Consider the following 19695-nt stretch of genomic DNA (forward strand, 5'->3'; position numbering starts at 1 on the left):
CCCTCACCCCTTCCTCGCCGGACGGCGGACATGGACGGACAGGCTCGGCTGCCTGGCCAGTCCGAGTTCCTTGATGCCGGTGGAGAGCACGGTGTCCAGATCGGCCCGTACGTCGTCGAGTTCACGGAAGTGCGAGACGGCGCGCACCCCCACCTTGCTCCGGCCCATCCGGACCCGGACCGACTGCACACCGGACACCTCCACGGCCCGGTCGCGCAGGACCATGGCCGCCGCGGTCCGGTCGAGGCCGGCCCGTACGCCGGGGCGGTCCCTGCGCATCGGCAGCAGGTCACGCAGTCCGGGAGTGAGCGCGAGAACGATCAGCCACAGCCCCAAGGCCACCGCGACGGAGGCGCCCGTCAGCACCCAGACGTCGTCCAGGGGGCGTTCGGCCAGCTCGTCGGCCAGCGTGCGGCGCCACTGCATCGCCGGGTGGTCGGCGCGGACCGCCGCGACGTCGTAGAGAAGCAGTCCGGAACCGCCCAGGACCACCAGGGCGGTGACGGCGGCGGGGATGCGGCGGGCGGACCAGAACCGGCCAGCTCCGCCCTCGCTCCGTTCCTTGGCCGGGACCGGGTCGTACGCCGCGGACGACGCCGACTGGTCGAGTGCCAGCACGTCCCCGTGCTCCACCGGCCCGGCGGTGGGCAGTCGCTGTGTGCCGTGTTCCGGGTTCTGGGGCTCGGTCATCGGATCCTCCCCTGCGCCGCGAGGCTCGCTCCTGAGGGGTGCAGGCGCTCGACCTGTACGACCACTTCGGGCACCTCCATCCCCGCCAACGCCTCTACCCGTTCCGCGACCCGGCGACGCACCGCACCGCACTGGCGCCCGATGTCGCTCGGATATCCGAGCTCCAGACTCACCCGTACGCGGGCCGTGTCGCGGTGCACCGTGACCGTGGCCCGCGGCGACGCGGCGTCCTTCGCGGGCTCGTCGACCGCCTCCTTCGCCGCCTGCGCGGCGATCTTGGCGACGACCCGGTCGGCGATCCGGGTCTCCCCGCGCTCTGCGGCGGCGACCCGGCCGCCCGCCCCCGACAACGCCGTCACCGCCGTCGGTCGCCGCGATCGCGACTCCGGAAGAAGTCGCCGGGCTCCAGGTCACCGTCGAGGAAGCGACCGGCGATGAAACCGATCGCTCCCAGGGCGGCCACGAGCAGAAAGGCACCGAACCCGCCGAAGTACCCGGCGAACCCGAGCGCCATGCCGGCCACCATGCCGGCCACAGCCATGCTCATCTGCGCTCCTCAACTGCCTTTGACGGGAGGACTACTGGACACGTGGCTCGGACTGGTCCTCGTCGTCCTCCTCGTCGGGCAGCTTCACATCGCTGACCGCGATGTTGACCTCGATGACTTCGAGACCCGTCATCCGCTCGACCGCCGCGACAACGTTCTCCCGCACATCGCGGGCGACGTCGGCGATCGACACGCCGTAGTCGACGACGATCTCCAGATCGAGGGCCGTCTGGGACTCGCCGACCTCGGCCTTCACGCCTCGGGTGACGGACTTCGAGCCGCCGGGGACGCGGTCGCGCACCGCTCCGAACGTCCGTGAGAGGCCGCTGCCCATCGCGTGCACACCGACCACGTCGCGCGCCGCCATGCCGGCGATCTTCTCGACGACTCCGTCGGCGATCGTCGTACGGCCGCGGGTGCCGGGGGCTCCCCCGCCGCGCTTGGTCAGCTGGCCGCTCCTGCTGTCGCTGCCGGCCGAGTCCTTGTCGAGGCCTTCGGGCCGGTTCCGCTGTGGGGTGTCGGTCATCGCCGTTCTTCCCTTCGGGACAGATTGGACTTCCTTGCCCACATTAAGTGCGCTTGCCCGGTCTCGCGCCATGGATGCGGCAGGGTGGAGAGATGACGACGGCTGACGGCTCGCACAGGGCCCAAGGATGGACGGCCGCGGTCCGGCAACGGCTCGGCCTGGGAAGGCTGCTCCCGCTGGGCGGTCCGGCGGACGGGGCCTGGATCTCGGAACGGGCCGCGGTCGGCGCGCTGCGCCGTGCGGTGGACGGGCCCGGTCCGGTGCTGCTGGAGCTGCGGATCGGCGTGGCCGATGCCGACACGGCTCCCGCCCCTCAGGTGCCGCCGCCCCCGAGTGCCCTGCCGCCGGGCCCGCTGCGGATCGAGGCCACCGTGGCCGCTACGGCGCACCAGCCGATTCCGGACGCCGCCGCGGCGCTGCGCTCGGCCCTGCTGACGGCGGCCGCGCGGCGGCTGGGGCTCGCGGTCGACGAGGTCGATGTCCGGGTGACGGAGCTGCTGGACGCCGAGCCGGAACGGGCCGAGGCGCCCCCTGCGGAGGTACGCCCGGCGGAGCCGGAGGGCGCGGCAGGCCGTGCGGCCGCTGGAGTGACGGGGGTCGCGACGCTGACGCGGGTGCTGGGCGCGTCCGTGCACACGGGCGCGGATCACGTACGGGTCGAGCTGGCGACGGACGGCGGCCACCGGACGCTGGACGTGGCCCGTGCGGTGCGGACGGCGGTGGCGGAGGCGGTCGACGGGCATCCGCCGGTCGCGGTGCTGGTCACCGCGGTGACGGCGGGACCGGGGCCCGGGGCCCCGCAGAACGGCTGACGCGGCACCGGGCCCCGCTCGGGACGTCCGGTGCGGCGTCTGCGGCGGGTCGGGATGTCAGTCGGCCGTGCCCGAGAGGTCACGCAGCCGACGCCCCTGCGCGGCACGCTCGGCGGCGCGCTGCTCCTCGTACGTACGGGAGACGGCACCGCTCAGCAGGGCCTTCGTCTCGATGACGGCGTCGCGCGGGGCGGCGATCAGGGCGCCGGCCAGATCACGGGCGGCTCCTTCGAGCTCCGCGGCGGGCACCACGAGGTTGGCCAGGCCGGTGCGGCCGGCCTCTTCGGCGTGCACGTAGCGGCCGGTGGCGCAGATTTCGAGCGCGCGCGCGTACCCCACCAGGTGCACCAGGGGGTGCGTACCGGTGAGGTCGGGCACCAGCCCGAGGCTGGTCTCGCGCATGGCGAACTGCACGTCCTCGGCGACGATCCGCAGATCGCAGGCGAGGGCGAGCTGGAAGCCCGCGCCGATGGCGTGTCCCTGGACGGCCGCGATCGACACGATGTCGTTGCGGCGCCACCAGGTGAACGCCTCCTGGTACTCGGCGATGACCGCGTCGAGCTCGGCCTCCGGGCCGCGCCCCATGTCGAGGAACGACGGCTCACCGTCGAACCCCTCGGGGGTGAACGCCTGACGGTCGAGACCGGCGGAGAAGGACACACCTTCGCCGCGCAGCACGACGACCCGCACACTGCCGGGCAGGGCCCGTCCGGCCTCTGTCAACGCCCGCCACAGAGCGGGGGACTGAGCGTTGCGCTTGGCCGGATTGGTGAGGGTCACCGTGGCAACCGCGTCGTCGACGGTGAGTCGTACGCCGTCCTTGTCGAGCACAGTGTCGAGCGAGGTCATGGAGCGCCTCCGGATCGGGTGCAGTCAGCACATGAAGCTAAGTGACTGAACAGTAACCACCCGATCGACCGCACGATCGACCGGGTGGCCACTGCCGAACCGGTGAGCCCCGGGACAGGTCCTGCGACCGGTCCCGATCCGCGGCTCAGGCCGCCGCGGCCTTCTTGCCTCGTGTCGCGCCGCCACGTCCCCGCAGCGTCACTCCGGACTCGCTGAGCATCCGGTGAACGAATCCATAGGAGCGGCCGGTTTCCTCGGCCAACGCCCGGATGCTCGCACCGGAGTCGTACTTCTTCTTCAGGTCTGCCGCGAGCTTGTCGCGCGCGGCGCCGGTTACCCGGCTGCCCTTCTTCAGAGTCTCGGCCACCCGTGCCTCCTCATGGGAAGTGCGCTCTGGACTCTCATGATCACCCCTCGGGGCCGTCCTGGCCACCCATTCGGCAAGGTCCGTGCAAGCGGACCGAGGGCCCAGGAAGGCACCTACACGATCGGAATCAAGCATTCCGTAGGGCCGTCGAGCCAACGGGAGAACAACACCGGAGGAACGTCCAGGTCAGGGCCGCACCGGAAGCGGGGCCCCTCATGCGTGCACCCGGCAGCCATCCGCCGGGTGCCGCGCCGGGGTACGAGACGTCCTCACACAGATGGTGGATCACCCGTAGGCCGAATGATCCAGCGCGAGTGGATCAGCGGGCCTCGGCGGCCGGGATGCGGTCGCCGTGCGCGGAGCCGGCGCACGGCGACCGCCACGGGTCAGGCCAGCGAGACCAGGTCCCGGTAATCGGCGCCCCACAGGTCCTCGACGCCGTCCGGCAGCAGGATGATGCGCTCGGGCTGGAGCGCCTCGACCGCACCCTCGTCGTGCGTGACGAGGACGACCGCGCCCTTGTACGTACGCAGCGCGCCGAGGATCTCCTCGCGGCTGGCCGGGTCGAGGTTGTTGGTGGGCTCGTCGAGCAGCAGCACGTTGGCGGAGGAGACGACCAGCGTCGCCAGGGCCAGACGGGTCTTCTCGCCGCCGGAGAGCACCCCGGCGGGCTTGTCGACGTCGTCCCCGGAGAAGAGGAACGAACCGAGCGTCTTGCGGACCGCGACCAGGTCGAGGTCGGGTGCGGCGGAGCGCATGTTCTCCAGGACGGTGCGGTCCGGGTCGAGGGTCTCGTGCTCCTGGGCGTAGTAGCCGAGCTTCAGCCCGTGACCCTCGACGATGTCGCCGGTGTCCGGCTTCTCCGCGCCGCCGAGGAGCCGGAGCAGCGTGGTCTTGCCGGCCCCGTTGAGGCCGAGGATGACGACCCGGGAGCCCTTGTCGATCGCGAGGTCGACATCGGTGAAGATCTCCAGCGACCCGTAGGACTTGGAGAGGCCCTCGGCCATCAGCGGGGTCCTGCCGCACGGAGCGGGGTCGGGGAAGCGCAGCTTGGCGACCTTGTCGGAGACCCGGACGGCCTCCAGGCCGGAGAGCAGCCGGTCGGCACGCTTGGCCATGTTCTGCGCGGCCACGGTCTTGGTCGCCTTGGCGCGCATCTTGTCGGCCTGGGCGTTGAGCGTCGCGGCCTTCTTCTCGGCGTTCTGCCGCTCGCGCTTGCGGCGCTTCTCGTCGGCCTCGCGCTGCTGCTGGTAGAGCTTCCAGCCCATGTTGTAGACGTCGATCTGCGAGCGGTTGGCGTCGAGGTAGAAGACCTTGTTGACGACGGTCTCGACCAGCTCTTCATCGTGGGAGATCACGACGAAGCCGCCGCGGTAGTTCTTGAGGTAGTCGCGCAGCCAGACGATCGAGTCCGCGTCGAGGTGGTTGGTGGGCTCGTCGAGGAGCAGGGTGTCGGCGTCCGAGAAGAGGATCCGCGCCAGCTCGACACGGCGTCGCTGACCACCGGAGAGCGTGTGGAGCGGCTGGGCGAGCACCCGGTCGGGGAGGCTGAGGGCCGCGGCGATGGTGGCCGCTTCGGCCTCGGCCGCGTATCCGCCCTTGGTGAGGAACTCCGTCTCCAGGCGCTCGTACTTCTTCATCGCCTTCTCGCGGGTGGCGCCCTTGCCGTTCGCCATCCGCTCCTCGTTCTCCCGCATCCTGCGCAGGATCTCGTCGAGACCGCGGGCGGACAGGACGCGGTCCCGGGCGAGTACGTCGAGGTCGCCGGTGCGCGGGTCCTGCGGGAGGTAGCCCACCTCGCCGGAGCGGGTGATGGTGCCGGCGGCGGGGGTGCCCTCGCCCGCGAGACACTTGGTGAGGGTGGTCTTGCCGGCCCCGTTGCGGCCGACGAGGCCAATGCGGTCGCCCTTGGCGATACGGAAGGAGGCGGATTCGATGAGCATGCGGGCGCCGGCGCGCAGCTCGATGCCGGAAGCGGTGATCAAGGGGAAAAACTCCAGAGCGGTATGGACGGCGGAGGAACGGCTAGCGATTCACGACTCGACGCCGTTACTCACGCACACGCACAAGGAGAATTGCCATGGGAACCAGTCTACTGGCGGTGTCCAACCACTTTCCCGCCCGCTCCTGCCGCGATTGCCGAAAGTCGACCCTGTGCGCCCGGCCCGCTCCCTCACTTCAGAAAAAAACGGGCATTGCGGTGTGAATTATCCGATACTCGGCGTATGGCTGTGTGGCAGCCGCGCGCGGAGCAGAGGGTGGTGCCATGCGGTTCGACGACGACGCCGGTCTGGACACGTCCGAGGTCCGGGACACGCGTGGCAGCCGCGTTCCGGGCGGCAGGGCCACCGTGGGCGGCGGGATCGCAGGGGTCATCGCACTGATCCTGGGGCTGCTCTTCGGGGTCGGGCCCGATCAGCTCGGACTCTCCTCCGGCGATTCGGGCACGACCGCGACCGCCTCGTCGGCCGCACAGGTCGAGCAGGACTGCCGGACCGGCCGGGACGCCAACACCAAGGACGACTGCCGGACGGTCGCGGTGGTCAACAGCGTGCAGGACTACTGGGGCCAGGAGTTCCAGCGGCGCGACGCCACGTACGGGGGCGCCCGCACGGTCCTGTTCACCGACCGGGTCAGCACGGCCTGCGGCTCCGCGACCTCGGCCGTGGGGCCGTTCTACTGTCCCGGCGACCGGCAGGTCTATCTGGACCTGGGCTTCTTCGACGAGCTGCGGACCACGTTCGGGTCGAGCGGCGGACCGTTCGCCGAGGCGTACGTCGTCGCGCACGAGTACGGACACCATATCCAGAACCAGATGGGGACCCTGGCCCGCGCGCAGGACGGGCGGACCGGCGAGAACAGCAACGCGGTGAAGGTGGAACTCCAGGCGGACTGCTACGCCGGAGTCTGGGCGAACCACGCGACGACCACGCCCGACGAGTCGACCGGCCGGCCACTGATCACCGAGCTCACCCGGGCGGACATCCGGGACGGGCTCGACGCGGCCGCCTCGGTCGGGGACGACCGGATCCAGGAGAGGTTCCAGGGCCGGGTCACCCCGGAGTCCTGGACACACGGCTCGGCCGCACAGCGTCAGCAGTGGTTCACCACCGGCTTCCGCAGTGGCGACATGGCCGACTGCGACACACTCCGCTGACCTGCGCGCACGGCACCGGCCCCGCGCCGCGCAGGGCACGGCCGGCGCCCGGTGGAAGACTGAGACGCAGATCACATGCGGGCCCTACGGGGTCCGGCGCGGCAGGAGAAGCGGGAGAAGGGGCTGAGCACGATGGCAGACGCGACAAAGGCCGCTCCGACGGTCTTTCCGACGATCCTGTACGACGACGCGAAGGCCGCGATCAGAACGCTGACCCAAGGCCTCGGCTTCACCGAGGAAGCGGTCCACGAGGGCGAGGACGGCACGGTGACGCACGCGGAGCTGTCCTGCGGGAACGGCAGAGTGATGCTGGGCTCCAGGGGCCGCGACGGCGTCTTCGCCACGGCGATGCGGGGAGCGGGGCCGGCCGGCGTCTACGTCGTGGTCGACGAGGTCGACGCCCACCACGCGCGGGCCGTGGAGCACGGGGTGGAGGTCCTGATGCCCCCGACCGACCAGGACTACGGATCCCGGGAGTACATGGCCCGGGACGCGGAGGGCAATGTGTGGAGCTTCGGGACGTACGCCCCGGGGGCGGCGGGCTGAGCGGGACCCGGCTTCGGGACGTACGCCTCCGGGGCGGCGGGCCGAACGGGAGCCCATCCACCTCGGGGGGATGGGCTGCCCAGAGGGACGGATGAGCTCCCCCGGGGTGCGGCCCGTGGCCGTTCGGCGGTGAACCGGGCCCGGCCCGGCCCGTTTCAGGCTCCGCCGGTGTGGACCTGGAAGGCCGCCTTGCGGACCGCCTTGGCGAGTGCGGGGTCGGGGTGCGCGGCGGCCAGGGCCACCAGGACCTGGACGGTGCGCGGGTGGCCGACGGCCCGTACCTCGTCCAGCAGCGCGGGGACCGTGCCCTGCACCGCCGAGTCGAGGTGGCGGACCAGCAGTCCCGTCTCGCCGTGGTCGGCCACGGCCGCCGCGGTGTCGACCCAGAGCCAGGTGGCCTCCTCCCGGCTGAGGACCTCCTGCGCGTCCTCGGGATCGGCCCCGTCGTACTCCGCGAGCCAGAGCAGCGCGTAGGGGCGCAGCGACGGATCGGCGACGACGGACCGCACCTCGGGCTCCGCCGGTGCGCCGACGACACGGAGCGCCTCGAAGGCGAGCCCGCGCAGCAGGGCGTCCTCGCCCCGGGCCACGCCGAGGAGTTCGGCGACGGCGCTGCCGACGGGGCGGGCGGCGAGCCAGGCGCGGTATTCGGCGCGGGCCGGTCCGGGGGTGAGGCGGGCGCAGCCGAGCAGCATGTCGGCGGCGGACTGCTCGATGTTCCCGGCGGGGCTCTGGGCGGCGACGCAGATCTGTTCCAGTTTGACCCAGACCGCCCAGTTGCCGAGCGGGGTCAGGGTCGCGGTCCCGGCGCCGAGGGTGAGGGCGCCGACCGCGGCCAGCCCCTCCAGAGCCCAGTCCAGCAGGAGTGCGACCAGCGCTGCGGGATGGGCGGTGGGCGCGGGTGCGGCGGGCGCGGGCAGCACCTGGGGCCCGTACGGGACCTCGCAGCGCTCCTCGTGCAGTTCCGCCACGCGCTGGCCGAGCAGGTCCAGGAGGGCGGGCACGGTGACCGGGCCCGCCGAGAGCTGGAGGAGGGAGAGCACCTGGGGCACGGCCTCGACGGCCTCGGCGACGGCGGTGGACTCGATGTCCCGCGGTGCGGGGTGGACGAGCGACCAGGCGTCGAACAGCGCCACCCAGCCTCGGAGCACGGCGGAGTCGTCGCGGTCCCAGGCACGCAGCCGCCAGCCGGGGCGGGCGGTGTCCCCGTGCAGTTCCACGAGTCCGGCGAGCCTGGCCCGGTCCCAGCCGGAACTCACCTGGGCCGGGGAGAGTTCAAGTGCGGCCGCTGCCCGTTCGAGCGCCTGGGCGGCCAGTGGAGGTGTGCCGGAGCTCGCACCGCCGGCCGCCCAGCGGGCGATCCGTACGGCGTCGGCGAGAGCGGCCCTGGCCTGGCGGGCCAGTTCCGCCCTGGGCGGGGTGCCCTCGGGCGGGCGGGGCGCCGGCCTGGTGCGCCGGGTGGTCACGGCCTTGCGAGCGGTGGCGAGGGGTCGCGGGCGGACAAGTCGCAGCCTGGAGTCGCGCGGGGTACGGGACGTCACGGGGAGCAGTCTTGCCTCTGACAGCCCGAAAGCCCAAACGGAACCCGGATCACCGGTGCCGGGGCGCGGCCGTACCGGCCGGGACCAACCGGCCGAAGCGGCACATCAGCTCACATCAGGGGCGTGAGGAAGCGCCGCAGCGTCTCTTCGTAGTGAGCCGGGTCGGCATTCCACATCGCCGCATGCGGAGCCTGGGGTACGGCGTGCAGGGCGACCAGGTCGGGGCGGCGGGCGGCGAGCTCCCGGGACGGCTGCCAGGGGGCCAGGGTGTCGTCGGGTCCGTGGAAGATCAGTGTCGGGACATGCAGGGTCGCGGGGAGCGAGGTGTCCAGGAGCCTGGCTCCGCGCAGTCCGGTCTGTCCCTGGGCGGCACGGACGGCGAGGGGCAGCACGGCGGACGGGACGCCGTTGGCCGCGGCCAGGGCGCGCAGGGTGGTGGCCCAGTCCAGCACCGGTGAGTCGAGGACGAGGCCGCAGATCCGGTCCCGCAGCGCGGAGTTGGCGCAGGCGTGCAGGGCCATCGAGGCGCCGGTGGACCAGCCGTGCAGGACCACCTTCTCGGCTCCGTAACGCACGGCGAAGCGGATGGCCGCGTCCAGGTCGCGCCATTCGGACTCGCCGAGGTGGGCCAGTCCGTCCGGGGAGCGCGGTGCCCCGGCGTCTCCCCGGTAGGCGAGGTCGAGAACGGGCAGCTGCTGGCCGTGCAGGAAACCCGTCACGTTCAGAGGGTGTTCCCGGGTGGTGCCGAGCCCGTGCACGGCGATCACCCAGGTGTCGCGGGGGCCCGGCACGAACCAGGCGGGCAGGCCGCCGAGTTCGCCGGGGATCTCCACCTCGCGGAAGTCGAGGCCGAGGGCGGTGGCGGGGTCACCGGTGTGGACCTCCGGCGTGATGCGGACCTTGGCGCCGGGGCGCAGGGTGCCGCGGTTCACGCGTTCCAGTCGGCGCACGACGGTGTCGGGGGCCTGGTGGGCCTGGTCGGCCACCGGTCCCACCACGGCGTGGACGTCGTCGCCCACCAGTCCGTAGGTTCCGGGGCGCAGCGACGTGAAGGACCGGGTCAGGGTGACCTGACCGGCCGCCGTCGCATGCACGGTGAGTCTGCGGTCGGCGGGCAACGGGCGTCCGGACGGCGTCTTGAGGGCGACGCCACCGGCGTACCGGCCGGCCGCGACCGCTGCCGCGCCGACGCCGAGGATGGAGGTGACGGCAGCTGCCGTTGCTGTAGCGGGGCGCACGGCTTCAGTCTCCGGGGCACCGCCGCACGCTGCCAGCGGACGGGGGCCGTCCGGTGGGCCGGCCGACACGGGGGCGCCCGGCCGGGGGCCGGGTGTGCGGGGCCGGGCGGCGGGCGGGGCCGGGCGGCGGGCGGGGCCGGGCGGTCCCCGGCCTGGCCCGGTCCGTATGTGGTTCAGTCCGGCCGCTGTCCGTACCCCTTCAGTGCCTCCTTGACCTCGCCCAGCTGTTCCGGCGTGAGCAGCGCCGGGGTGCGGCCGGGTACGGAGCTCGCGGTGAGCCAGAGGCGGCACAGCCATTCGAGCTGGGCGGTGCGGTCGTACGCCTCGTCGAGGGTGGCGCCGTAGGTGACCGTGCCGTGGTTGCCCAGCAGACAGCCGGTGCGGTCGCGCAGAGCGGCGAGCATGTTTCCGGCCAGTTCCTCGGTGCCGTACCGGGCATACGGAGCGACCCGGACGGGGCCGCCCAGCATCGCGGCGGCGTAGTGGACCGACGGCACCTCGGCGACCAGGGTGGAGACGGCCGTGGCGTGCACCGCGTGGGTGTGTACGACGGCCGCCGCGTCGGTGTTCCGGTACACCGCGAGATGGAGCGGGAGTTCGCTGGTGGGGACCAGCTCACCGAGGACCTGGTTCCCCTCCAGATCGACACCCACCAGGTCCCCGGGACGGAGCCGGTCGTACGGCACTCCGCTCGGGGTGACCAGTACGGTCGCGCCGACCCGTGCCGAGACGTTGCCCGAGGTGCCCACGACCAGCCCTTCGGTGGCCGTTCTGCGGGCGGCGGCAACGACCGCGTCCCAGGCCTGTTCGATCGAATCCCGCCACTCGCTGCTCATTCGAAGATCCTTTCCACGGATGAGCGGCCCGCTGCCGCCCCTCCCCCGAAGGCCCGCCCGGACTCCGGATCCCGGGCCCACACCGGCCTGTAGCGGAATCACGCCGTCGCACGGCGGACACATGGGACTGCGCCGCCCCGGTCGGGGTCACCGCAACGCCCTGCCCAGTTCATCTTCCGTTCACCCAGATTGCCTACGGTCCACGTGCCACTGACGTCGAACGATTGCCTGGGTAAATGGAACACATCACGCTGCTGCTCGCGATTGTGATCGTGACAGCTCTAGTGTTCGATTTCACGAACGGTTTCCACGACACCGCCAACGCGATGGCCACAACCATCTCGACCGGCGCACTCAAACCCAAGACCGCGGTGGCCATGTCCGCCGTTCTCAACCTCGTGGGCGCCTTCCTGTCGGTGGAGGTCGCCAAGACGATCTCCGGCGGGATCGTCAACGAAGACGGGCTCAGAACCGAGGTCATCTTCGCGGCGCTCGTCGGCGCCATCCTGTGGAACCTGCTGACCTGGCTGGTCGGCCTGCCGTCCAGCTCCTCCCACGCACTGTTCGGCGGCCTGATCGGCGCCGCGGTGATGTCCGCCGGCTGGTCGTCGGTCGACGGCGGCACCGTCGTCACCAAGGTGCTGCTCCCTGCGGTCGCCGCCCCGGTCGTCGCCGGTGTGGCAGCGCTGCTGGCCACCAAGCTGACGTACCGCATCGGCGGGAAGGTCACGGGCGGCGCCCAGGAGAAGGCCACCGCGAAGGGATACCGCGCCGGGCAGATCGCCTCCGCCGGGCTCGTATCGCTCGCCCACGGCACCAACGACGCCCAGAAGACCATGGGCATCATCACGCTCGCCCTGGTCACCGGTGGCGTCCTGGCCCCCGGCTCCAACCCGCCGGTCTGGGTCATCGTGTGCGCCGGTCTCGCCATCGCACTCGGCACCTACCTGGGCGGCTGGCGCATCATCCGCACCATGGGCAGTGGCCTGACCGAGCTGAAGCCGCCGCAGGGCTTCGCCGCCCAGACCAGTGCGGCCACGGTCATCCTGGCCTCCTCGCACCTCGGCTTCTCCCTCTCCACCACCCAGTCCTGTTCCGGTGCCGTCATGGGCGCGGGCCTCGGCCGCAAGGGCGGTGTGGTCCGCTGGTCGACCGCCACGCGGATGTTCGTCGCCTGGGGTCTGACGCTGCCGGCCGCCGGTCTGGTCGGTGCGGGCGCGGAGTTCCTCACCAAGCAGGGCACCTGGGGTGTGGTGGTCGTCGCGGCGCTGCTGGTCGCCGGCTCCGGTGCGATCTGGCTGCTGTCGCGGCGCAAGCCCGTCGGCCACGACGACGTCGCCCCGGCCGCCGCGGAAGCCGAGCCCGCAGGTGTCGTCACCACGGCCATCGCGGCCGTCAGCCCGCCGCCCACCGCGGCCGCTCAGCCCCACGACCTCACGGCCACCATCCCGGCCCCCGCCGGTCCGGTCTCCGACCCGGCCCGACCCGCCACGGTCTGAACGACCCACCACGGTCCCAGAGCCTCCGGTAAGGACAGATCACCATGAACATCGACTGGGCAGCCCTCGGCACCGTCTTCGGCGTCTCGCTCGTCGCCACCGTCGCCCTGGTGGGCCTCTTCACCCTCGGCATCGTCGGCCTCTCCAAGCAGCCGGAACCGGCCGCCCAGGGCGGCCCGGCAGGCGGGCCGGCGGGCACATCGCTCAGGCTGGCCCGCGCCGGCGGGTACGTCTGCTTCGGACTGTGCGCCGCCGCGGTGGCCTACGGCATCTATCTGATCGTCGCCTGACGTCACACCCGCCCCTCCCAGCTCACCCGCATCGGGCCGGACGCACTTCGTGCGCACCCGGCCCGATGTGCGTCTGCGCACACTGCACCTCCGCAGGTCAACGGCAAGTTGACGGACGTTCGCAGAGCGTGGTGGACTGCCGGAGCCATTACGGCGACAGCAGAGGAAGCCGGTGCGAATCCGGCGCGGTCCCGCCACTGTCACCGGGGAGCAGTCCCCCACCACGGGAAGTCACGGTCCACGCAAGCGGACTGGAAGGCCGGGGGAACTGCGGATCCGGAAGCCAGGAGACTCTCGTCGCCGTCACGTCGAACCAGGGCGCGGACCCTGAGTGAGGACATTTCGCCATGCCCGGCTGCCGTGCGTTCGCTCCTGTGCAACTCAGAACAGGCCCCAAGGTCCTTCGAGGCGCAACGGCCGGCTGACCCGTGCGTGCCGATCGCATCTTCGCGTACGGCGCCACGGCCGGTCTGATCGGCGATCTGCTGCTCGGTGACCCCCGCAGGGGGCACCCGGTCGCCGCCTTCGGGCGGGCCGCGGCAGGCGTCGAACGCCGTCTGTGGCGCGACCACCGCGGGTGGGGCGCCCTGCACACCCTGGTCTGCGCCGGAGGCGCCGCCGGGGGTGCCGCACTGGCCTCCCGCGCCCTGCGCCGCCACCCCGCCGGGTCCGTCGCCCTCACCGCAGCCGCCACCTGGTCCGTCGTCGGCGGCACGTCGCTGGGCCGCGAGGCACGGTCCATCGGCGATGCCCTGACCGCCGGGGACATCGAACTGGCCCGTGAGCGGCTGCCGCATCTGTGCGGCCGCGACCCGCAGTCCCTGGACGGGCCGCAGATCGCCCGCGCCGTCGTGGAGTCCGTCGCCGAGAACACCTCGGACGCCGTCGTCGGCGCCCTCGTCTGGGGTGCGCTGGGCGGGGTCCCCGGACTCGTCGGATTCCGCGCCGCCAACACGCTCGACGCGATGGTGGGCCACAAGTCCCCCCGCTACCTGCGCTACGGCTGGGCCTCGGCCCGCCTCGACGACCTCGCTGGCTGGCCGGGCGCCCGGCTGACGGCCCTGCTCGCCGTGGCCGCCGGGGGGCGGCCACGGGAAGCGGTGCGCGCCTGGCGGGCCGACGCGGCCAAGCACCCGAGCCCCAACGCGGGTCCGGTGGAGGCCTCGTTCGCGGGCGCGCTCGGCGTACGCCTCGGCGGAACGCTCGCCTACGGCGGCCGGGTCGAGCACCGCCCGGTACTCAACGGGGAGACGGGCCGCGCGGTGGAGCCCGGGGACATCGAACGGGCCGTACGGCTGTCGCGCCGGGTGAGCGCCCTGGCCCTCGGCGTGAGCGTGGCCGCCCGTCTGGGTGCGGGGCTCGCGGCACGAAGGATCGCGGGGACCCGCACCGCAGGCACTCGGCTCCCGGGGTCCCGGCCCTCCGGAGCGCCACTCCCACAACCCCGACTCCCCGAACGGAGACCGACATGAGCGGCGGGCTGCTGGTCGCCGGGACCACCTCGGACGCGGGCAAGAGCGTCGTCACGGCCGGCATCTGCCGCTGGCTGGTACGCCGGGGCGTGAAGGTGGCGCCGTTCAAGGCGCAGAACATGTCACTCAACTCCTTCGTCACCCGCGAGGGCGCCGAGATCGGCCGTGCCCAGGCCATGCAGGCCCAGGCCGCCCGGGTGGAGCCGACCGCACTGATGAACCCGGTGCTGCTCAAGCCCGGCAGCGACCGCTCCAGCCAGGTCGTCCTGATGGGGCGTCCGGTCGGCGAGATGAGCGCGCGCGGCTACCACGGCGGCCGGCAGGAATCGCTTCTGTCCACCGTCGTGGACTGCCTGGAGCAGCTTCGGGGCACGTATGACGCGGTGATCTGCGAAGGGGCGGGCAGTCCGGCCGAGATCAATCTGCGGCGCACGGACATCGTGAACATGGGCATCGCACGGGCGGCACGCTTCCCGGTGGTGGTGGTCGGCGACATCGACCGGGGCGGGGTCTTCGCCTCGTTCTTCGGTACGACGGCGCTGCTCTCGGCCGAGGACCAGTCGCTGATCGCCGGCTACCTGGTCAACAAGTTCCGTGGCGACGTCTCGCTGCTGGAGCCCGGTCTGGACATGCTGCGCGATCTGACGGGCCGGCCGTCCTACGGGGTGCTGCCGTTCGCCCACGGTCTCGGCATCGACGAGGAGGACGGGCTGCGGGTCTCGCTGCGCGGCGCCGTACGGGAGTCGGTCGTCGCGCCGCCGCACGGTGAGGACATCCTGCGCGTCGCCGTGTGCGCCGTGCCGCTGATGTCCAACTTCACCGACGTGGACGCGCTGGCCGCCGAACCGGGCGTCGTGGTGCGGTTCGTGGACCGGGCCGAAGAACTGCACGACGCCGACCTCGTCATCGTGCCCGGCACCCGGGGCACCGTGACGGCGCTGGCCTGGCTGCGCGAGCGCGGGCTCGCGGACGCGCTGCTGCGGCGCGCCGCCGAGGGCCGTCCCGTCCTCGGCATCTGCGGCGGCTACCAGATCCTCGGCGAACACATCGAGGACGACGTGGAGTCGCGCGCCGGGCAGGTCGAGGGGCTCGGGCTGCTGCCCGTACGCATCCGGTTCGACCGCGAGAAGACCCTCGCCCGGCCGGCCGGCGAGGCGCTCGGCGCTCCGGTCGAGGGGTACGAGATCCACCACGGGGTCGCGGATGTGCGCGGCGGCGAGCCGTTCCTCACCGACGGTGGCGGACAGCGCCTCGACGGCTGCCGGTCCGGCAGCGTGTGGGGCACCCACTGGCACGGCTCGCTGGAGAGCGACGCCTTCCGCCGCCGCTTCCTGACCGAGATCGCACGGGCCGCCGGCCGCCGCTTCGTCCCCGCCCCCGACACCTGCTTCGCCGCGCTGCGCGAGGAACAGCTCGACCGCCTCGGCGACCTCGTCGAAGAACACGCGGACACCGATGCGCTGTGGCGACTCATCGAGTCGGGCGCACCGGCAGGACTTCCCTTCATCGCCCCCGGAGCACCTGGAGCACGCGCATGAACGCCCCGCTGACCGCCCCGCTGAGCACCGTGCTGCTGTTGTCGACCGCCGACACCGACCTCCTGGCCGCCCGTGCCTCGGGCGCGCCGTACCGGATCGGCAACCCGACCCGTATCGACGTCCATGAGGAACTTCCCGCGCTGATCGAGGGCTCCTCCGTCGCCGTGGTCCGTCTGCTGGGCGGCCGACGTGCGTGGGAGGACGGGCTCGCCGCACTCAGGGCGTCGGGCATCCCGACCGTGCTGCTCGGCGGTGAGAGCGTGCCGGACGCGGAGCTGATGGCCGAGTCGTCCGTACCGGCCGGGGTCGTCGCCGAGGCGCTGAGGTACCTGGTGGAGGGCGGCCCGGGGAACCTCGTCGAGCTGGCCCGCTTCCTCTCCGACACCGTCCTGCTCACCGGACACGGCTTCGCCGAACCGGAGAAGATGCCCGAGTGGGGGCTGCACGGCAGCCGTACGTTCACCGAGGGCCGCCCGACCGTCGGCGTGCTCTTCTACCGGGCCCACCACCTCTCCGGCAACACCTCGTTCGTCGACGTCCTGTGCGACGCCGTGGAGGCGCGCGGCGCCAACGCCCTTCCGGTGTACTGCGGTTCGCTGCGCGGCGCCGACGCCGGGCTGTACGAGCTGCTGGGCCGGGCCGACGCCCTGGTCGCCACGGTGCTCGCGGCCGGCGGCACCCGCGCGTCGGACGCCTCGGCCGGGGGCGACGACGAGGCCTGGGACATCGGTGCGCTCGCCGATCTGAACGTGCCGGTGCTGCAAGGACTCTGCCTCACCTCCTCCCGTGCCGCCTGGGAGGCGTCCGACGCCGCACTCTCCCCCATGGACGCGGCGATGCAGGTCGCCATCCCGGAGTTCGACGGCCGGCTCGTCACCGTGCCGTTCTCCTTCAAGGAACAGGGCCCGGACGAGGTCCCCGTGTACCGCGCCGACCCCGAACGCGCGGCCCGCGTCGCCGGGATCGCCGTCCGCCATGCCGTCCTCAAGCACAGGACGAACGCCGAGAAGAAGCTCGCCCTGGTCTTCACGGCCTACCCCACCAAGCACTCCCGCGTCGGCAACGCGGTCGGCCTGGACACGCCCGCCTCCGCCGTCCGTGTCCTGGACGCGCTGCGCGATGCCGGTTACGGCGTCGACGGCCACCCGGACAACGGCGACGAGCTCATCCACCGCCTCATCAACGCCGGCGGCCACGACGTGGAGTGGCTGACCGAGGAGCAGCTCGCCGCCGCCCCCGCGCGGGTGCCCCTGGCGGACTACCAGGAGTGGTTCGCGAAGCTGGACCCGGCGATGCGGGACTCCATGCTGGAGCACTGGGGCGAGCCGCCGGGCTCGCTGTACGTGGACGGGGACGACATCGTCCTCGCCTCGCTCCGGTTCGGGAACGTGGTGGTGCTGATCCAGCCGCCGCGCGGATTCGGCGAGAACCCGATCGCGATCTACCACGACCCGGACATGCCGCCCTCGCACCACTACCTGGCCACCTACCGCTGGCTGGAGAACACGTTCGGCGCGGACGCCGTCGTCCACATGGGCAAGCACGGCACGATGGAGTGGCTGCCCGGCAAGGGGCTCGGCCTGTCCGCCGGCTGCGGCCCGGACGCGGTCCTCGGCGAACTGCCGCTGATCTACCCGTTCATCGTCAACGACCCGGGCGAGGGCACCCAGGCCAAGCGCCGGGGCCACGCCACGGTCGTGGACCACCTGGTCCCGCCGATGGCCCGCGCCGACACCTACGGCGACCTCGCGAAGCTGGAGCAGCTGCTCGACGAGTACGCGCTGGTCAGCGACCTCGACCCGACGAAGGCACCTGCGGTGCGGGCGCAGATCTGGACGCTGGTCAAGGCCGCGGAGCTCCATCACGACCTGCATGTCGACGAGCAGCCGGGCGACGACGACTTCGACTCGTTCGTCATGCACATCGACGGCTACCTCTGCGAGATCAAGGACGTCCAGATCCGCGACGGTCTGCACGTCCTGGGCGGCGGCCCGGTCGACGAGGCCCGGGTCAACCTGGTGTTGGCCGTGCTGCGCGCCTCGCAGGTGTGGGGCGGAACGGCGAACGCGCTGCCGGGGCTGCGGGCGGCCATCGCCGAGCACTTCGGGCTCAGCGAGAAGGAGCTGCTGGGCGAGCCGGGCGCGGTGGTGAAGGTGCCGGCCGAGCTGACGGCGCTGGTGGACGGCCCCGCGCGGACGGGCGCGGACGCCATCGACCTGCTGGAGCAGCTGTGCCGCCGGCTCGCCGAGGGCATGGAGGCGCGCGGCTGGGAGCTCTCGGAGGTGGCCGGCCTGGCACGGGAGGTGCTGGGCTTCGAACTCCCGGACGCCGTCGCCGTCCTGGGCTTCGCCTGTGAGGAGGTCGTGCCCCGGCTGGCCCGGACGACGGACGAGATCGACCACATCCTGCTCGCGCTGGACGGCGGCTTCGTCCCGGCGGGCCCCTCGGGCTCACCGACACGCGGGCTCGTCAACGTGCTGCCGACGGGCCGGAACTTCTACTCCGTGGACCCGAAGGCGATTCCGTCCCGGCTGTCGTGGGAGGTCGGCCAGTCGCTCGCGGACTCGCTGATCGCCCGGTACCTCGCGGACACGGGCAACTACCCGAAGTCGGTCGGCCTGACCGTGTGGGGCACCTCGGCGATGCGCACCCAGGGCGACGACATCGCGGAGATCCTGGCGCTGCTGGGCTGCCGCCCGGTGTGGGACGACGCCTCGCGCCGGGTGACGGGCTTCGAGGTGGTGCCGGTGAGCGAGCTGGGCCGGCCGCGCATCGATGTGACGGTCCGCATCTCGGGCTTCTTCCGGGACGCGTTCCCGCATGTGGTGGGCCTGATCGACGACGCGGTACGGGCGGTGGCGGAGCTGGACGAGCCGGCCGACGCCAACTACGTACGGGCGCACGCCGACGAGGACACGGCGGAGCACGGCGACCGCCGACGGGCCACGGCACGCATCTTCGGCTCGAAGCCGGGGGCTTACGGGGCGGGCCTGCTGCCGCTGATCGACGCGCGCAACTGGCGCTCGGACGCGGACCTGGCCGAGGTGTACGCCGTCTGGGGCGGTTACGCGTACGGGCGGGGGCTTGAGGGGCGGGCGGCGCGCGGGGACATGGAGACGGCGTTCCGGCGGATCGCGGTGGCGGCAAAGAATGTCGACACGAGGGAACACGACCTCGTCGATGCCGATGACTACTTCCAGTACCACGGCGGCATGGTCGCCATGGTGCGGCATCTGACCGGGGAATCGCCCGAGGCGTACGTGGGGGATTCGGCGACGCCGGATCAGGTGAAAACCAGGACCTTGTCCGAAGAGACACACCGTGTCTTCCGGGCGCGGGTGGTGAACCCCCGGTGGATGAGCGCCATGAGGAGGCACGGGTACAAGGGCGCCTTCGAGATGGCAGCGACCGTGGACTACCTGTTCGGGTACGACGCGACGGCGGGGGTGGTCGACGACTGGATGTACGAGAAGTTGTCGGCGGAGTACGTGTTCGACCCGGAGAACCGGGAGTTCATGCAGAAGTCCAACCCCTGGGCGCTGCGCGGCATTTCGGAGCGGTTGCTGGAGGCGGCGGAGCGGGGTCTGTGGGCGGAGCCGGACCAGGAGACCCTGGACCGGCTCCGGGCGACCTACCTCGAACTTGAGGGTGATCTGGAGGGGGACGGGTGAGCTTCCCCGACATCCCCGCGTCCGCGGGGAGCACGCACGCGAAGGCCGCGAGGGCAATCTCGTGCTCGGGACATCCCCGCGTCCAGGGGGAGCACACGCTCGCTCTCGCCGACATC

18 protein-coding genes and 1 riboswitch are annotated in these 19695 nt (G+C 72.4%); of the genes, 8 read left to right on the forward strand and 10 right to left on the reverse strand.

What is annotated here, in order from left to right; genetic code table 11:
- Positions 1–3 precede the first annotated feature (3 nt).
- Genes ACZ4LX_RS31055 through ACZ4LX_RS31070 form a run of 4 tightly spaced genes read right to left on the reverse strand, consistent with a single transcriptional unit; the run spans position 4 to position 1763 of the window.
- Positions 4–690: a DUF6286 domain-containing protein gene (locus ACZ4LX_RS31055; protein WP_467650248.1), complete on the reverse strand. Its 687-nt coding sequence runs from the start codon at positions 688–690 to the stop codon at positions 4–6.
- Entirely contained in the window at positions 687–1049 is a 363-nt protein-coding gene (locus ACZ4LX_RS31060; protein ID WP_467650247.1) for an Asp23/Gls24 family envelope stress response protein, read from the reverse strand. Before ACZ4LX_RS31060 ends, ACZ4LX_RS31055 begins: the two co-directional genes overlap by 4 nt.
- Positions 1046–1237, reverse strand: coding sequence for a hypothetical protein (locus ACZ4LX_RS31065; protein ID WP_467650246.1), 192 nt, complete (start codon positions 1235–1237; stop codon positions 1046–1048). Before ACZ4LX_RS31065 ends, ACZ4LX_RS31060 begins: the two co-directional genes overlap by 4 nt.
- Before the next feature lie 31 nt (positions 1238–1268).
- Positions 1269–1763, reverse strand: a complete 495-nt coding sequence (locus tag ACZ4LX_RS31070) for an Asp23/Gls24 family envelope stress response protein (RefSeq protein ID WP_467650245.1) — start codon at positions 1761–1763, stop codon at positions 1269–1271.
- 92 nt (positions 1764–1855) lie between these two features.
- Between ACZ4LX_RS31070 and ACZ4LX_RS31075 the strand changes: the two genes are divergently transcribed.
- A complete protein-coding gene (locus tag ACZ4LX_RS31075) occupies positions 1856–2575 on the forward strand; it encodes a hypothetical protein (protein WP_467650244.1) in 720 nt (239 codons plus the stop codon).
- Between the two features lie 57 nt (positions 2576–2632).
- Here the strand turns inward: ACZ4LX_RS31075 and ACZ4LX_RS31080 are convergent, their stop codons facing one another.
- The 3 genes from ACZ4LX_RS31080 to ACZ4LX_RS31090 all read right to left on the reverse strand — a co-directional run bounded on the left by ACZ4LX_RS31080 (position 2633) and on the right by ACZ4LX_RS31090 (position 5776).
- Entirely contained in the window at positions 2633–3424 is a 792-nt protein-coding gene (locus tag ACZ4LX_RS31080; RefSeq protein ID WP_467650243.1) for an enoyl-CoA hydratase/isomerase family protein, read from the reverse strand.
- Between the two features lie 145 nt (positions 3425–3569).
- A complete protein-coding gene (locus tag ACZ4LX_RS31085) occupies positions 3570–3791 on the reverse strand; it encodes a helix-turn-helix domain-containing protein (protein WP_007263382.1) in 222 nt (73 codons plus the stop codon).
- 386 nt (positions 3792–4177) lie between these two features.
- Positions 4178–5776, reverse strand: a complete 1599-nt coding sequence (locus tag ACZ4LX_RS31090; RefSeq protein WP_467650242.1) for an ABC-F family ATP-binding cassette domain-containing protein — start codon at positions 5774–5776, stop codon at positions 4178–4180.
- A 281-nt stretch (positions 5777–6057) separates the two neighbouring features.
- Between ACZ4LX_RS31090 and ypfJ the strand changes: the two genes are divergently transcribed.
- Both ypfJ and ACZ4LX_RS31100 read left to right on the forward strand, forming a co-directional pair.
- Complete coding sequence (ypfJ, locus tag ACZ4LX_RS31095; RefSeq protein ID WP_467650241.1) at positions 6058–6948, forward strand: KPN_02809 family neutral zinc metallopeptidase; 891 nt, start codon at positions 6058–6060, stop codon at positions 6946–6948.
- 132 nt (positions 6949–7080) lie between these two features.
- Positions 7081–7494 carry a VOC family protein gene (locus ACZ4LX_RS31100; protein WP_467650239.1) on the forward strand — a complete coding sequence of 138 codons (414 nt, stop codon included), beginning with the start codon at positions 7081–7083 and terminating at the stop codon, positions 7492–7494.
- A gap of 155 nt (positions 7495–7649) precedes the next feature.
- Here ACZ4LX_RS31100 and ACZ4LX_RS31105 read toward each other — a convergent pair whose 3' ends face one another.
- From ACZ4LX_RS31105 to ACZ4LX_RS31115, 3 genes are all read right to left on the reverse strand, one after another.
- Positions 7650–8960 (reverse strand): hypothetical protein, encoded by a 1311-nt coding sequence (locus ACZ4LX_RS31105; protein ID WP_467650262.1) that lies wholly within the window; start codon positions 8958–8960, stop codon positions 7650–7652.
- A gap of 185 nt (positions 8961–9145) precedes the next feature.
- Complete coding sequence (locus ACZ4LX_RS31110; protein ID WP_467650238.1) at positions 9146–10273, reverse strand: alpha/beta hydrolase; 1128 nt, start codon at positions 10271–10273, stop codon at positions 9146–9148.
- Between the two features lie 173 nt (positions 10274–10446).
- The gene (locus tag ACZ4LX_RS31115; RefSeq protein ID WP_467650237.1) at positions 10447–11109 is read right to left on the reverse strand and encodes a class II aldolase/adducin family protein; all 663 of its coding nucleotides are present in this window, start codon (positions 11107–11109) and stop codon (positions 10447–10449) included.
- A gap of 236 nt (positions 11110–11345) precedes the next feature.
- Between ACZ4LX_RS31115 and ACZ4LX_RS31120 the strand changes: the two genes are divergently transcribed.
- The 5 genes from ACZ4LX_RS31120 (at position 11346) to cobN (ending at position 19579) form a co-directional block, all read left to right on the forward strand.
- Positions 11346–12608, forward strand: coding sequence for an inorganic phosphate transporter (locus ACZ4LX_RS31120; RefSeq protein ID WP_467650236.1), 1263 nt, complete (start codon positions 11346–11348; stop codon positions 12606–12608).
- 44 nt (positions 12609–12652) lie between these two features.
- On the forward strand, positions 12653–12898 hold the full coding sequence (locus tag ACZ4LX_RS31125) for a hypothetical protein (RefSeq protein WP_467650235.1): 246 nt from the start codon (positions 12653–12655) through the stop codon (positions 12896–12898).
- Between the two features lie 162 nt (positions 12899–13060).
- Positions 13061–13192: riboswitch (cobalamin riboswitch) on the forward strand.
- A 134-nt stretch (positions 13193–13326) separates the two neighbouring features.
- Positions 13327–14370, forward strand: coding sequence for a cobalamin biosynthesis protein (locus tag ACZ4LX_RS31130; RefSeq protein ID WP_467650234.1), 1044 nt, complete (start codon positions 13327–13329; stop codon positions 14368–14370).
- A complete protein-coding gene (locus tag ACZ4LX_RS31135) occupies positions 14367–15908 on the forward strand; it encodes a cobyric acid synthase (RefSeq protein ID WP_467650233.1) in 1542 nt (513 codons plus the stop codon). Before ACZ4LX_RS31130 ends, ACZ4LX_RS31135 begins: the two co-directional genes overlap by 4 nt.
- 20 nt (positions 15909–15928) lie before the next feature.
- The gene (gene cobN, locus ACZ4LX_RS31140; RefSeq protein ID WP_467650261.1) at positions 15929–19579 is read left to right on the forward strand and encodes a cobaltochelatase subunit CobN; all 3651 of its coding nucleotides are present in this window, start codon (positions 15929–15931) and stop codon (positions 19577–19579) included.
- Positions 19580–19695 lie beyond the last annotated feature (116 nt).

It is taken from the genome of Streptomyces sp. NPDC026062 (assembly GCF_055568375.1).